Source organism: uncultured Psychrobacter sp., assembly GCF_947495825.1.
GTDB lineage: Bacteria > Pseudomonadota > Gammaproteobacteria > Pseudomonadales > Moraxellaceae > Psychrobacter.
The window spans coordinates 52,398-67,216 of the sequence record NZ_CANMAH010000005.1 but is presented as its reverse complement, the minus strand read 5'-3'; the positions used below and the strand labels follow the sequence as shown (position 1 = coordinate 67,216).

Annotated in this window: 13 protein-coding genes; 5 read left to right on the top strand and 8 right to left on the bottom strand. The window is 44.2% G+C overall.

Features of this window, described 5'->3' with window-relative positions; translation table 11 throughout:
- Nucleotides 1–34: 34 nt before the first annotated feature.
- The 5 genes from Q0895_RS07000 to Q0895_RS06980 form a co-directional block, all read right to left on the bottom strand.
- On the bottom strand, nt 35–1,618 hold the full coding sequence (locus tag Q0895_RS07000) for a DUF1513 domain-containing protein (protein WP_299186985.1): 1,584 nt from the start codon (nt 1,616–1,618) through the stop codon (nt 35–37).
- Nucleotides 1,619–1,621: 3 nt separating this feature from the next.
- Nucleotides 1,622–2,770: an imelysin family protein gene (locus Q0895_RS06995; protein ID WP_299186982.1), complete on the bottom strand. Its 1,149-nt coding sequence runs from the start codon at nt 2,768–2,770 to the stop codon at nt 1,622–1,624.
- A gap of 95 nt (nt 2,771–2,865) precedes the next feature.
- Nucleotides 2,866–4,527 carry a di-heme oxidoredictase family protein gene (locus Q0895_RS06990; RefSeq protein ID WP_299186979.1) on the bottom strand — a complete coding sequence of 554 codons (1,662 nt, stop codon included), beginning with the start codon at nt 4,525–4,527 and terminating at the stop codon, nt 2,866–2,868.
- Nucleotides 4,528–4,799: 272 nt separating this feature from the next.
- Nucleotides 4,800–6,260, bottom strand: coding sequence for an imelysin family protein (locus Q0895_RS06985; RefSeq protein ID WP_299186976.1), 1,461 nt, complete (start codon nt 6,258–6,260; stop codon nt 4,800–4,802).
- A gap of 267 nt (nt 6,261–6,527) precedes the next feature.
- Complete coding sequence (locus Q0895_RS06980) at nt 6,528–7,184, bottom strand: OmpA family protein (RefSeq protein ID WP_299186973.1); 657 nt, start codon at nt 7,182–7,184, stop codon at nt 6,528–6,530.
- Nucleotides 7,185–7,768: 584 nt separating this feature from the next.
- On the opposite strand from Q0895_RS06980, the gene Q0895_RS06975 reads away from it, so the two are divergent.
- From Q0895_RS06975 to minE, 5 genes are all read left to right on the top strand, one after another.
- Complete coding sequence (locus Q0895_RS06975; protein WP_299187345.1) at nt 7,769–8,731, top strand: acyltransferase; 963 nt, start codon at nt 7,769–7,771, stop codon at nt 8,729–8,731.
- Nucleotides 8,732–8,770: 39 nt separating this feature from the next.
- The gene (locus Q0895_RS06970; protein ID WP_299186970.1) at nt 8,771–9,865 is read left to right on the top strand and encodes a hypothetical protein; all 1,095 of its coding nucleotides are present in this window, start codon (nt 8,771–8,773) and stop codon (nt 9,863–9,865) included.
- Nucleotides 9,866–10,083: 218 nt separating this feature from the next.
- Nucleotides 10,084–10,911 (top strand): septum site-determining protein MinC, encoded by an 828-nt coding sequence (minC, locus tag Q0895_RS06965; RefSeq protein WP_299186967.1) that lies wholly within the window; start codon nt 10,084–10,086, stop codon nt 10,909–10,911.
- Nucleotides 10,912–11,348: 437 nt separating this feature from the next.
- Nucleotides 11,349–12,161 carry a septum site-determining protein MinD gene (minD, locus tag Q0895_RS06960; protein WP_299186964.1) on the top strand — a complete coding sequence of 271 codons (813 nt, stop codon included), beginning with the start codon at nt 11,349–11,351 and terminating at the stop codon, nt 12,159–12,161.
- Between the two features lie 2 nt (nt 12,162–12,163).
- Nucleotides 12,164–12,454 (top strand): cell division topological specificity factor MinE, encoded by a 291-nt coding sequence (gene minE, locus Q0895_RS06955; RefSeq protein ID WP_299186961.1) that lies wholly within the window; start codon nt 12,164–12,166, stop codon nt 12,452–12,454.
- Between the two features lie 116 nt (nt 12,455–12,570).
- Here minE and Q0895_RS06950 read toward each other — a convergent pair whose 3' ends face one another.
- The 3 genes from Q0895_RS06950 to Q0895_RS06940 form a co-directional block, all read right to left on the bottom strand.
- Nucleotides 12,571–13,098, bottom strand: coding sequence for a cytochrome b (locus Q0895_RS06950; protein ID WP_299186958.1), 528 nt, complete (start codon nt 13,096–13,098; stop codon nt 12,571–12,573).
- A gap of 189 nt (nt 13,099–13,287) precedes the next feature.
- A complete protein-coding gene (locus Q0895_RS06945; RefSeq protein WP_299186955.1) occupies nt 13,288–13,821 on the bottom strand; it encodes a hypothetical protein in 534 nt (177 codons plus the stop codon).
- Nucleotides 13,818–14,819, bottom strand: coding sequence for a chemotaxis protein CheB (locus Q0895_RS06940; protein ID WP_299186952.1), 1,002 nt, complete (start codon nt 14,817–14,819; stop codon nt 13,818–13,820). Before Q0895_RS06940 ends, Q0895_RS06945 begins: the two co-directional genes overlap by 4 nt.

The window sequence follows — 14,819 nt, the reverse complement described above, 5'->3', positions numbered from 1 at the left end:
ACATTCTTGCTTTATTATTTAGCACTTATCGCCGTTACAGCGCTTGCAAATGATTGTCAAAAGACATTTTATGCCACTTGCTGTCGCTCTTCACTTGCCAAGCGGTATCTAGCGATGTGCTGGCGGCTGACGCTGCTGTCGGTGCCGACTTCACCTCTAATGTCGTTAGCTGCCCTTGCCCATCACTCACGATAAAGCCTGCTTTTTTCTCATCAGCCAACACCGACGCGCCCGCACAATCTGGCAAACTGACATCATCAATCAACTGCCGCGTATTTAGATCATAAATCACTGCACAGCCGCCAATCGGGGTGGTGACGCATAGTAAATCATGCACACTATCGACGGCGACGCTAGCGATATACTGATGAAAGCGCTGCCACTCATCATTAGGCATGATGAGTGGCTCGAAGTCAGCTTCGCCGCGCTGATGCGTCAATACCAAAGGCACATTGATATGCTTATCTCCTTGAAACTGAATACCAATCATCACCGAGCCATCATCGTGCATGGCGAGATGGCGCACGCTCATCTGGTTGTGCGCTGGGACGACCTGCTCCAGCAACGCGCCCGTATGACGATTGAGATACACCAATGACGGGCGCATGCTATCGAGATTTAGCTCTTCGCGAGAGGCGCGCTCGGTTTTGATACCACCATTGGCGATCACCAGTGTGTCGCCATCAGGATGCATGACCAGCTCATGTGGGCCGATACCAAAAGCATCAAATTCTGCGATTTTTTTATAGTCATCAGTCGCATCATAGACACCGATTTTGCCATCGAGGCTCACCGTATCGTTTTCGGTTACATACAAACGCTGGGCATCTAAGCTATAGCAGGCATGACCATAAAAATGTCGATGGTTTGTCGCTTGAATAGCTGTCTTGACCTGCCCTGTGGCAGTATCAAGCACCCAAAACCTCTCACTCGGGCGACGCCCCATCACCACAACATCGCGGTGCGACTGATGATTGCTTTTATGGTATTGCATATCGTACTGGGTATCTGTATCAAACACTCCATCGACAGGCGGCTGTACGACGATATCATGGACACGCTCAGGCATGGTGGTCTGCCAAACGATCTGTCTATCAGCGTCTATACCGACGACGCCAAAGTCATTGTCAGACTGGCCATCAGTGTGGTCAGTGACAGTGAGATTTTTTGGCATAGACGCCACCCCACTCACCCAGCACACGGGGCGTGCCATCATGGTGGTGGTATGCACAGCAGCCAAATCAGATATAACGTTATTATCAGTGTTATCTGAATAAGGCTGCTGATAGGCTCGCTGCCATGTCACCGCCGCCTGCTGGCAAGCATGGCGAAAGCGTGCTAGCTTTGACCACTTAGGCGGCTCCGACGGCTGTGGCTCTGAGCTACTGCTCAACTGCCATGTCTGCCACTGCGCGCGGACACCGATCACGTAATCTTGCAAGCTTGCATCGGGCTGCCGGCGTTTACGATAATGATGATGGACAGCGACCAGCGCCGCCGTACCTGTGACGCTAGCGAGCGTCGTCGTGACAGCGGACGTCAGTCGCTCGTGGCGAGACTGGTTGCTATCTTTCGATAGTAAAGCTCGGGTATGGGTATCGTCGTTACGCTTACGCATTATTTAATCGCCATCGGTACTATTAAAGCCTACACGGATACCGAGTGCCGGTATCAGCTGGCGCTTAATAATACGGGTAATGGTGGTCAGATGGTCATACAATTCTTGCTGCGTTGCTTTATCAGCCGTGGTGATATCTTCTGGCATCTGCGCCAATAGCGTGGTGGCATCTGCTAAGGCAGACGATAGCGTATCAGCGACGTTGTTTTCATTATTGCTGCCGAGGATAGCCGTCAGGACAGGGTCGGTCAGCGCCTCATTTAACGTGGCTAATTTGGCATTGATAATGGCGCGGCTTTGGCCAGCGGTGGCGGCTGGCACATGACCTTTGGCTTTGCCGGTCAATCCCAAAGGCTGGTCAATGGCGTTAGATTTCATGGTCTCAACCAACGACAATAACGAATTGAACCATTGGTTTAGGCCCTGATCGCTATCAGCTGTTTTATCAATCGCCAACAGCGTTGTCGCGTTTTTTTGCCAGTCTTTTTCGATGTTTTGTAGGCGCGTACTCAAGGCGTCACTGGCGCTTATCACATAAGCACACTGCCCCGCATCCAAGCTATCATTGGCGTACAGAGCTTCTTCTAGTCCTGGCACCCCTTGTACGATAGCACTCTCATCAGCGAGCTGCTCTGCGGTGAGCTTTGGATTGGCTGCGATCAAATCAGCCACACCGCTATGCACCAGCCCGCGCTCATCAGGATAGTAGTTGATATATAGGTTGCTCATGCTAGCGGTGGCAGGCCCAAAGTTGATCATCTCAGCGCGCGCCCACGCTTGTGCCAGCAACAGCCACTGATCCCGTAGCGTTTGCAGCTCATCACCGCTGACGGCGCCTGACTGGCAGTGCTTTTGTGCCAGCTCATGCAGTAGCTCACTTTGACGCGCTGCATCGGCATAGGCAGGAATGACGAGATCATCTGCCACATGGGCCAGATAGGTCTTTTCTGTCTCAGCGCTGATATCGACAGCAGCGATACGCTCTGTACTGTTGTTTTTATCATCTACAGACGGCGTAGCGGCTCTATCTTGCGCGACTTCTTGACCCTCAGAGTTTGGCGCTTTGTTTTCATCTGCAGGTTTGACGCAGCTGATCAGCAGGCCCGCACTCAAAGCAGACAGTGCCATTGCTACAGCAGGGTTTATTTTCATAGGTTTCTCGGTATTTATATGAGTGATTTTATCAATTGTTTATTGGTCATTTGCTAAGAGCGTATCCTTTGCCCACAAGCCTTTTGTCACGCAATTTATAGCGACTGCAAGAACGCTGTCAATTCAGCCCGCCCTTGCTTGTCTAACTGTAATACTTTTTGTTTTTGTTTTTCGGCCTCGCCGCCGTGCCATAGCACTGCTTCCATCAAGGTGCGAGCACGCCCATCATGCAAAAACGTCGCTTGCGGATCGACCGTTTGGGCAAGACCAATACCCCATAAAGCTGGCGTTCGCCACTCATAAGAGTTGGCCAAAAACTCTACTTGCGCATCTTTGGGTGGCAGCTTACCAGCGATCGTCCGATCGGCAAGCTCGTCGCCCATATCATGCAATAGTAAATCAGTATAAGGATAAATCACTTGTCCGTGCTGCTCAAGATGGTCATCGTCGGTTTTTGGCAACTGATAGCGCGGGGTATGACAGCTTTGGCAGCCCATATCATAAAAGCGTTTTTTGCCAGCAAGTACCAGCTTATCCTCGGCATTACGGCGATGCGGGACGGCCAGATTGCGCGTATAAAACTCCACAAACTTGGCCACCTCGTCATTGACCTCCACAGGTGGCTTACCACCGCCTTGCTCATCAGCGCCCGTGGTTGCATTGACACACGCCGTTTGCGCAGGCATGCAGGACTCATGAGGACGAATGTTTGAGGTCAGCCCCATGTCTTCATTAAAGGCACTTTGGTTTTGTGTCAAAAGCTTGGTTTGTCCTGCTTTCCAGCCAAAGCGTCCCAACGCGGTTTTGCCCGTCTGTGGATCCATGACCCAGTTAAACTTACCACTGATATCAGCGCTGTCATTATCGACGGCTTGTTTTTTGATATCGTCATCGGGTATTTGCTCCAACAGTCCAAGCCCAATCATCGGCAAGGCCACGCGCGGCGATACCATCATCTCGTCATCAAACGCACCATAGCCTGGGCTAGTCAGATGAAAGGTGGGCGCGCGCAGGGTTTCGACGTGACCATCAGCGAAAGTGACGGGCTTGTCTGTCCACTGTACCGCGATTCTTGCTTCAGCAGGCACGCCCTGAATACCGCGATCTTGTAGCTGACCACCATACATCGGATGCACGACTTTTTCGATTAGTGAGTTTTGCAGTTGCGCTCGCTCCTCATCGGTGGTCGCTGGCATCGCCAAACGAATCAGCAAGCTGTCGGCATCGTCCTCACTACTCATCGGTGCGTGGCCACGGCCATCTTTGATATGGCAAGACTGACAAGCCGCGACGTTAAACAATGCTCCAAGACCATCACGGCTATCGGTACTGGCAGGTGCGACCACCCACGGCTGACGAAAAAACGCATTACCAATAAAAAAACTGCCTTTACGCGAGGCCGACAGATTGGATGAGGGTTTGGAGTAACTCTCGCTACTTGTGATGCTAATGCCCGTGTCACCGCCTTGTTTGATCTCTTGCGGGTCAAATGTCACCAGCTGCTGCATCGGCACGCCAGCCAGCGATTCCACGGTTTGCGTACGTTTGGGCGTCAAAGCGGACGCGCCTTCGCCACTTGCAACGGCAGTGTCATTGGTGTTTTTATTGGTCGATGCGCTGTCTGACGTGCTATCCGTGGGCTGACAAGCGCTGATGGCGATTGCACCTACGATGGTAAGCGCAAGTTTAAACGATGTACCTTGTAAGCTTGAAGAAAAGAAAGGGAAATCAGAGGACTTGGTATGAATGACGCTCATAGGAGTTGCCTTAGTTCTAGAGTAGAACCATTAAAATGGCTGGCTATAACAGTATTTTTTCTTATTAATATAACGGTATAAAAATACATCGACGCTATAAATTAACGTCTGACCTATTTTATTGCACGTAAAAATACGTTGCTAACTGTCGTTAACAACGCATGTATTATATATAACTTGTCCTTTTACAAACATATCTTCCATCAGCTTTTCATGACTTGTAAGACATTGCTGACATCATTAAATTATTCTAAGTGAGAGAAGTTAATCGCTTAAAACTGTGAGCCAGCGTCCGCATCTAAGTTATCGATACCGACTGCTTTTGCCGCATTTTCGATACCATCTGTCAGCGCTTGCAGACTTGTGATACCCGCCTCGATCCAGCCGCGGCGTTTGTTTTGCTCTTCTGCTGAGATGTCATGCTTGCTCGCTTGACCGACTGTTGCAATCATTTGATCGACCTTGATGCCTTCTTTTTCGCCTTTTTCTACGATGACATTAAAAGCGTCTTCGACCTTTTTAAAGTCAGCAGTCAGCTTGTCAGCCGCTTCTTGATGACCACTATCGATCAGATAGTTTTTGACACCGTAGCCACCGATGGTCTTGCCAGCGACAGTCTTATAGCTGCCATTAAAGACGTTTTGGATGCCGCGTGCGTTATTGGCATAGCTTAGGTGAGTTAAGTCACTAAAGCACTCGTGCTCATCTTCAGTAGAGCCCGTCACAAACGCGACCTGCATGCGCTCAGAGGCCAGCTCACCTAAGGCCAAGCTGCCCATTTGATACATGATTTGACGTAGGCCATTGTCGTATTTGCGCGCCATCAGATCGCTACGTAGGGTGTTTTCACTCTCAGGCTGCCACTCAGCTTCCATCGCTGTGAGGTCATCTACCAGCAACTGCGCTGCCGCTTTTAAGAACTCGCCGCGACGCTCACATATACTGGCGTCTTCATTGACCGTATCACCGCTGGTACATTGCCCAGCTTCGGTGACATAGTCAGTCACAGGACGGTTGCCTGCCCCTGCGCTAACACCATTGGTGTCTTGGCCCCATAGCATAAACTCAATCGCATGATAGCCTGTGGTGACATTGGCTTCACTACCACCGATCTCATTCATATCTGCCAGTAGCTCAGGTGTGATCTTGCTGGTGTCTTGTTTGATACTACCGACCATGATGCTGTCGCTATTGATGATATTGTCTTGGCTGTTGTACTCGCCTTCGTAGCTATCGCTGACATAGTCTATCAAAGCTTCATCGAGTGGCCACGCATTGACCTGACCTTCCCAGCCATCGACGCTACCGATGGCACGCTTATCATTGGCCGTCACAAACCCTTCATCAAAACGGAAAACCTCTGTCTGAGAGTATGGCTGACGCGCCGTTTTGTAAGCTGCTTTTGCCGCCTCTAGATTGGCCTCGGTGGGCATGTCTACATAGGTCTCCACCGCCTTTTGTAGCGCTTTAGCCGTTTCAAGTGAGTCCTTATAGGCAGCATGAGCCATATTGGCATAGCTGATCGCCAGTCTATCTACATGCGCCTTATCAGTAGCCGATAGCTCGGCTGTGTCAGCTGACTCTGCGCCTTGCACTTGTGTCTGAGCTTCAGCAGTAGTATCAGTATTTTCTTCGGTTTGTTTGGTACAACCTGACACCAGCAACACGCCTGCCAGCGCAGCAGCTAAAGTGGTGGGGAAAATCTTACGGCTCGTTCCTGTAGTAATCGTCATACACATCCTCAAAATATATTGCAAAAAAAAACGTCGTCTGTGCCACTCTCGGGTGCTTAAAACATCCTTGATAGCAGCTCTTATATTGCTAATGTTACGGTAGTTGTCTAAAACCTTTATAAATTATAGGGTTATTGATAATCATTATCAATATTTAATTTCATGTCATTATTGTTTGCGATAGTTATAGCCATGTAATAAAAACAAAAAAAGCCAGCAATTCGCTGACTCTTTTATGATCAATTTACTTGTCAATAAAGCGATAAATTAATTAACGCTCTGTGGTGAGTTAATGGTCAACTCTACGCGGCGGTTTTGCTGACGACCATAGTCAGTGCTATTGTCCGCAACTGGGCGAGACTCGCCATAAGCCACTACATTAATACGGTTAGAAGAAACACCACGTGCTGTTAGGTAGTTCGCTACTGAATAAGCACGATCACGTGATAGACCCATGTTATAAGACGCTGAACCTTTACTATCAGTATGACCTGCGATGTTTACCGTGGTCTTATTATACTGGTTCATTGTAGAGGCAAGCTTATCAAGAGTTGGCTTGAAAGATGAGCTTAGGGTCGCATCATCAAAAGCAAAAGTGATATTGCCTGGCATAACAAGGTCGATGTTACCTGTATTCGGGTTTTGCTCAACAGTTACACCTGTACCTGCCATTTGCTGCTCAAGCTGCTTGGCTTGACGCTCCATGTAGTAACCGACACCAGCACCCAATGCTGCACCGATAGCCGCATCACGGCCAGTCTTCTCACCGCCAGTCGCTTTAGATACTACCGCACCGCCCGCTGCACCCGCTAGAGTACCTAGTGCCGTTTTGTTTAGACGCTGTTGTCCTGTGTTAGGATCAGTAGTACAACCACTTAACGCCAATCCTGAAGCCACTGCCGCAATCATTAATTTGTTACGCATAATATTTCCTCTTAAGTTGAATTTATTAGTTGTGCTCTGTTATATTCTAGAATTTTTCCTCTAAAAACAAACCATTAATGTAATACCTATCAAAACTTAGTGCAGTTAACGATTATAACGTCTTTAAAAAGAATCCAAAGCAGTTATATATTAATAATATAAATTTATAAGATACCAAACATAAAATAGCTCATTAGGTGTTATTCACCTTTGTCATTATTATCGCAAGCAAGTTCTATCTATGTGTAATAATTTGTCACATCTATGTATAAAAAGTGCATGAGACCTTACACTCAGTGTTATGGATGCGGTTATATGAATATAACAGGTATTATGAAAAATCAATATTGTAAGCTTTTTTCAGGCTATCTCGAATATGACTATTTATAGAAACTCTCGATTTTAGCCAGTAGTTAAAAAGATAATCATATAAAAAATATTTGTAGTATTTGCTACCATGAGTCATGTAAACACTCGTACACTGTTCTTGCTTTCTGCTAAACTCGTGCCTGTTTAGTATGGCAATCTTTTATACAGATAAAATATTAACAGCGATTAATATGACAAATAAAAAAGGACTTATCGTGCGACTGACTTCCTCTATTCAAAAACTGCATGATCGTGCACCTAGGCTTGGTAAAGCCCTTTCTTTAGCAACGGCAACCGGTGTTATCACTGGTAATAGTATCGGTGCTAGCCTACCTATATGGTTTATGGGCGCTGCCAAGACAATTACTGGCTCGAAAATTGCTGATGATACAGTCATTAAAGTGACCAATTATTGGATAAATAGCAATAATGCTTTGATTGATAACGTTTTACCCAATAAGGATTGGCGTATTAACTTACCTGATGATGTGCATCCAGATGGTAAATACTTGCTGATTAGTAATCATCAGTCCTGGGTCGATACCAGTATCGTACAGTATGTCAGTGAAAAACGCCTACCATTAACGCGTTTTTTTACTAAGTTTGAGCTGATTTATATTCCTGTCATTGGACAAGCCTTTTACTTTTTAGACTTTCCCATGATGCGTCGGCATTCAAAAGAAGCAGTGGCGAAAAACCCAGCTTTGCAAGGTAAAGACATTGAAGAGGCCAAGCGTGCTTGTGCGTTATTAAAAGGTAAACCCTTTACCCTACTAAACTACTTAGAGGGTACGCGCTTTACCAAAGCCAAACACGATAAGCAGCAATCGCCTTATAGACATTTGCTTAAGCCTCGAGCAGGTGGTCTTGCGCTTGCTATTAATGCCTTGGGTGAAGACATCGATGGAATTTTAGATATGACCATCGTATATCCTGATGGTATACCAAGTTACAGCGATTTGTGGAAAGGCAATATCAAACGTTTGGGAGTCGATGTACGCTATATTGAGATGCCTGACACGCTGTTCACTGCGGTTCAAGAGGGCGGTTATGAAAAAGATGAATCAATTAAGGCTAAGATGTTTGATTGGGTTGGAGACGTATGGCAACAAAAAGACGCACGTATTGATAAGATGCTTGCTGAATTTGATACCAATATTGAATCCAAAAACGCTTAAGACTAAATCGCTCTAACATAACCACCGATGATATAAGGTATGACTGTGTCCGCCTCTACTACTAGCTCTATTACAGATACAAAACCGCTGCCCAATCAGCTAAAAAACACGTTGTCAGAACCAAAGCCTCCTAGGCGTCCACAGCCGAACCGGTTAAAGCTGGCTTATGATATTGTGATGCTCATCGCTATCAGTATTGATCTACTATTTATCAGTATCGATGCAATTTTAATGAGTAACTTTAGTAGCCATGTGGCAGAATGGTTGGCGATTAGTGATGGACTTAGCTGGTATCAGACGAGCGTGCACGATCCGCTACGTACCGTAGGCGGGTTTTTTACTATATTTTTGATTGTAGAGCTTCTGGTACGTTGGGCGATTGCCATTAAGGATAAGGTTTATTATCGCTGGTTTTTCTTTCCATTTGTCCATTGGTATGAAGTACTCGGCTGCTTTCCGCAGCTACGGGCATTGCGTTTGTTTCGAGCTGTGATTATTGGTCGACGCTTGCATCAACTTGGTTATCAGGTACTACCGCAGCCATGGATCAACCGCATTAAGTTTTATATCGATGTATTACTAGAAGAGTTATCTGATCGCGTTATTTTAACGACTATCTATAACTTTCGGCAGCAGCTTACTGACTCCGATGTCCATAAGTCGCTGATCAAATCGACCATTGAGCGCAACCGCGACCAGATTGAAGCGATGCTGTTATCGTTATTACGCCAAGAGCTTGTGCCAATGCTTCAAAAGCTTACCGATAGATCACAGGGCGGCCAGCTTATAGCGAATGAAGTGGGCAATGCAATTCAAGACGGACTTGCTAACACCCCTGAGCTGCGGCGTTACCTACGCCTGATTCCAATTGCAGGTAGCCTAATTGAGTCACAACTCCAGCATATTGGGCACAATATTGGAGAAAACGTCGTCTACTCTCTCAACGAGCGGCTGTTAAAAGCTGAACACATCGATGCACTAATGGTAAATATTGCCCATAATATTGTAAATATCGATATCAATAATTCAGCACTTGAAGCATTGCTTGCTAGTATTATCAATGATAGCTTGAACGAATTTGAAGCCCAAATCAAAATCCAGCAGTGGAAGCACCAAGATATGCTCAACTTGTAATGCCTGTGGCATAGGTAGTGTTATAAGCAGACCTTTATACCTACCATATTTCTATTTTTATGTAACTTTTTATGTCAATTTTAGTACTATTAAGGACTTGTTAATCACCAGTGACCCTTAGTACACTGCTCATTGATAGCGCACAATCTAACGATCTATTTATAGTAACAACTGCGCCGTGATCGCAGGGTTATTAGTATCTTTTAAGGATTTGTATTATGACGATTTCGGATACAGGCCAGCATGACATGACATCTCAACCTGCGATAACTTTTTATGGAAAGATGCTGACATTTTCACGCCTGCAGCTGAGTACCGATGACCTAACCGCTATTGAAGCACATCTATCAGACATGCTGAGCAATAAGACCAGTCAGATTCCTGTCATCATCGACAGTAGCGTTGAACAAGATTTGTCTGCTTTAATTGAGCTTTTATGGTCTTGGGGGTTACAGCCTATCGGTGTCGTAACAGGATTGCTTGATACACAGGCGCGTGCCCAAAGACTGGCGATATTTCCAGCAGATGGTAAGCGCATAGAGCGTATTGTCTCTAGTAAAAAGTCAGTCACTCAGTTGAGTCAAACCAGCGCCGAAAAAACAGCAGATGTACAAGCTAAAGAAGACAGCTGTGCTGATGATACAGTCGTAAACAAAGATAACAGCACTGCAGATATTTCGGCTGAGACCTTGCTCAGTAGCGAGCACATTACCAGTATGATTTATGATCAACTGTTACGCTCAGGCCAAAGTATCAACCATGTCGGTGGTGATTTAATTTTGACCAATAGTGTCAATAGCGGTGCCGAAGCTATCACAGATAATAGCTTGCATGTTTATGGACGCGCCCAAGGTCGCCTAGTCGCAGGGGCAACGGGTGACAAAGACGCGCGCATCTTTTGTCAGGTATTTAATCCATCATTGGTTTCTGTCGCTGGTACTTACTGCCTGCGTGACAACCTGCCTGAGAATACTATCGACAAGCCAGTACAAGTACGTTTTGTAGAAGGTGAAGGATTGGTATTTACAGTCATGGAAAGCACTTAGAAGGTAATTACATTATATAAAAAACAGCCAAACTATTTGACAGTTAAGGCTGTTTGTTAATTTATTAAAGGTTAAAAACCTCTATACAATACTTTGTTAATATTCGGGTAAGGTAATTTAACAAAACTGTCCTACTATAAATTTGTAAGTCAGCCAATATTTACAAGATTAGTAAACAATTATATAAATTAGTATTTACCCTAATAGGTTTTTAGTCTTTCTCATAGACAAGCTATAAATTTTTGTTGATTTATGCTAGGCTTACGCTCGCAGATAGTAGTCGTATTATGATTGTTGATTTTAAAGACACATAATTGTTATTAAAGACTGAATCATGGTTACCCAGTGCTGCGAGCACCAGCACCAACATTATATTCACGTTTATTAAACGATTTTTAACTATCGAATATCCCATTGAATTATAGGAGTGTGCCATTGTGGCGAAGATTGTTGTAATCACTTCAGGTAAAGGCGGCGTGGGCAAAACCACGACCAGTGCCTCTTTTGCCGCAGGTTTAGCATTGCGTGGCTATAAGACGGTTGTTATTGATTTTGATGTGGGTTTACGTAATCTAGATTTGATTATGGGCTGTGAAAATCGCATCGTATATGACTTCGTTGACGTAATTAACGGTAATGCTCGTCTATCGCAGGCGTTAGTCAAAGACAAACAATTAGAGAATCTATACATTTTGCCTGCCAGTCAGACACGTGATAAAGATGCTTTGACAGACGAAGGCGTGACTGAAGTTATATCCGAGTTATCTAAGCAGTTTGACTATATTATTTGTGACTCTCCAGCTGGTATTGAGCGCGGTGCACAGCTAGCGATGTATCATGCTGATGAAGCCATTATCGTAACTAACCCTGAAATCTCTTCAGTACGTGACTCTGATCGTATTATTGGCATTTTACAAAGCCGTACTAAGAAGGTAGAAGAAAACCAAGGTACTATACGCGAGCATTTGATTATCACGCGTTATAACGCTGAACGTGCGGCAGCCAATGAGATGATGGACATTGATACCATCTCTAACGATATTTTAAAAGTACCACTACTTGGTGTTATTCCTGAAAGTCATTCAGTGCTTGAAGCGTCTAACCACGGTGAGCCGGTTATTCACTATACCGATTCGGTCGCTGGTCAGTGCTATGACGATATCGTTGCCCGTTTCTTAGGGGAAGAACGTCCATTACGTCATCTTGACGTGAAGAAAAAGAGTCTATTACAGCGCTGGTTTGGGGGTTAATAATGAGTAAAAAGAAAGGATTTTGGAGTAGTCTGTTTGGTACCGATGACAATAGCAATGCAGGTAGCGCTAACATGGCCACCGAACGTCTCAAGGTCATTGTTGCAAGTGAAAATCGGTTAAACAATCGATTGACCACTGATCGTATCGAAAAGATGAAGCGCGAAATATTAGAGGTAGTTAATAAATACGTTAATGGCGTACAAATTGATGATGTCAATATTAATCATCGTTCTGAGGATACGCTCGATGTCCTTGAGATGAATATCAGCTTGCCTGAACATAAAAAGTAAATTGAACGACTGACTGGTTTACTTTAAAGCTCAAGTCCATCTATACCTAAATAAAAAGCCCTTAGTACTTTACTAAGGGCTTTTTGTCTAAATACTTGTTACGACTTAATATATTATTATTTCATACGCGCGATAAGACTGTCTTTTTTGATGAACTGATGATGCAAAGCAGCGCCAATATGAATCAATGTAAACGCAATAATCATTGGCCATATAATATCAGTATGTAAATCATTATAAAAACGCGCCAATCCTCTGTCTGGACTGACAAATACCGGTATTTGGAACAAGCCAAAAATATCAACAGGTCGACCACCATAGACAGACATCAGTAGTCCTGCAAGTGGCATCGCAATTAACAGTGCATAAAGCGCAAAGTGCGACAATTGCGACATCAGTAATTGCCATTTTGGCATTGGTACTGGTGGCGGTGCTTTAATAAAAAGTCGGTTGATCACTCGCGCAATCATCCAAAACAACAAGCTAATTCCAAAAGATTTATGTAGTCCAATGTATATATTGCTATCAGAATTGTTGTGTAGAAACATCATGATCCATGTTACTACCAGTAAAACTGCACTAACCCAATGGAACAAGCGACTACTCGCTGACCACTTTTGTACGTTTGAATGATTACTATCCATAAAAAATTCCATGCCGTTTGATTCTGACACTACTGACCTATTAAGATCACTTTAATAAATAGCTCAAACCATACCTTTAAAACATACTTTTCTCAACCATTTGTGCAAAACAGTTTAACGTTTTCAAAAAATTTACGTCTTATCTATCGATCTTATGTAGTTGAACGCAACTAATCTAGTAAAACCTCATTAATCATTTAAATCGAACAGTTGGTGAGCGATTTTATCCAAATCTGGTATCAAATAAGGCGTGTCATTGATAGTAACTGTCTGAAACATATAGGAGGTAATAATATTTTCTTTAAATTGGCTACCTACTGCCCTCTCCTCTTTCTCTTTACTGGTAGTGTTATTATTGTTTATAGAGACTTGTAGATAGTGTTCAGGTAGCTCAGCATCTTTGACTTCTGAGATACTGACTTTCATGTGATGTAAATTCCCTGCTGTTTGTAGAGCAAATCGATGAGCATTGGTATTGCCTTCTAATACGATGGTTTTATCAATAGGCTGTTCGTGTGGTAATAAATGAAATACTGCGACTTCTTTTTGTTCCCATTGGTATGTCCATACACGCTCATTAGAGTCATCAACACTTAAAATTAAACTGCTTGGAATGATCCAATCCGGCTGGTTTGCAGCAGGAATGATAGTAACTTCAAGCATACCATTATCAGTCGTCAATAGACTGATAGCTTCAAATGAATGTTTTATAATCTGGCTCATACGTCGCTCACTGTAAATGAAGGTGAAATAATACTCGCTGTCATCTCGCTGATATAATTGGTAAGTTTTTGGGCAAGTAGTTCAGGACTACCAACAAATTGACAGTGACCAGAATCAATAATGGCTTGTGGCTGACTAGGACAAACACTTGTACTTGGATTCTGTGCCCATAGCTGACTATTATTACCTTGAATCAAATCTAAATATTGGGAACCATCCTTGCCCATACCAGAAAATATAATACTCACAAGATCACTACCATAAACGTCACTGGTATTTTGAAGCAATTGACCAATACCAGGCCTATATTCTCCTGACCATGTTTGCTCCGTTAATATAACTCGACCATCTGAGTCACATACAATCTGTCGATCGATGGGTGCAATCAGACAATGTCCTGTACGCAGGCGCTGAGTCGTTGTAATCACTTGACAGCGCCAGTTATTGTGACGATTTAATATTCGAGGCAGCGTCTCTATCATATTTTGATTAAAATGGTGCGCAAGTAAAATGCAAATAGGTAGCGTGGGCGATAAGTTGTCTAAGAATGTTTTGACTGCATGGGGGCCACCCATAGACGCTCCTAAAAACACTACATAACGCCAAGGCGCAGGATTATTATCAATCAATGGACTATCTAACAATGCTGGTTTGTTCAATAACTTAGCCAATTTACGTTTTAATTTTCGCTGCCATTTTGCATAATGCTGCATCTCATTTAGGTATGGAGCTGGGCTAAACCCTACAAGAACTGTAATAGATTCAGATGCCGTAATAAAACTGGCTATGTCGTTATCATAATCGCCATCAATCAACCAAATATCGACTTGAACGCTATGTAATTTACTCTTATCTTGCAACTGTGTCCGTGATAAACAACCAATTAGGGTGAAGCCTAGACTGCGTACGGTATCAGTAAAAGCCAAGCGCTGATGTTGATGCTCTGCAATCACTATTACTTTGATGTCTTTATTATCTCTATCAATAATATTAGACAT

Bases quoted from the DNA above. Each gene is read 5' to 3' on its own strand.
- Q0895_RS07000 (WP_299186985.1), bottom strand. From the start codon at position 1,618: ATGCGTAAGCGTAACGACGATACCCATACCCGAGCTTTACTATCGAAA.
- Q0895_RS06995 (WP_299186982.1), bottom strand. From the start codon at position 2,770: ATGAAAATAAACCCTGCTGTAGCAATGGCACTGTCTGCTTTGAGTGCG.
- Q0895_RS06990 (WP_299186979.1), bottom strand. From the start codon at position 4,527: ATGAGCGTCATTCATACCAAGTCCTCTGATTTCCCTTTCTTTTCTTCA.
- Q0895_RS06985 (WP_299186976.1), bottom strand. From the start codon at position 6,260: ATGACGATTACTACAGGAACGAGCCGTAAGATTTTCCCCACCACTTTA.
- Q0895_RS06980 (WP_299186973.1), bottom strand. From the start codon at position 7,184: ATGCGTAACAAATTAATGATTGCGGCAGTGGCTTCAGGATTGGCGTTA.
- Q0895_RS06970 (WP_299186970.1), top strand. From the start codon at position 8,771: ATGACTGTGTCCGCCTCTACTACTAGCTCTATTACAGATACAAAACCG.
- minC (WP_299186967.1), top strand. From the start codon at position 10,084: ATGACGATTTCGGATACAGGCCAGCATGACATGACATCTCAACCTGCG.
- minE (WP_299186961.1), top strand. From the start codon at position 12,164: ATGAGTAAAAAGAAAGGATTTTGGAGTAGTCTGTTTGGTACCGATGAC.
- Q0895_RS06950 (WP_299186958.1), bottom strand. From the start codon at position 13,098: ATGGATAGTAATCATTCAAACGTACAAAAGTGGTCAGCGAGTAGTCGC.
- Q0895_RS06945 (WP_299186955.1), bottom strand. From the start codon at position 13,821: ATGAGCCAGATTATAAAACATTCATTTGAAGCTATCAGTCTATTGACG.
- Q0895_RS06940 (WP_299186952.1), bottom strand. From the start codon at position 14,819: ATGTCTAATATTATTGATAGAGATAATAAAGACATCAAAGTAATAGTG.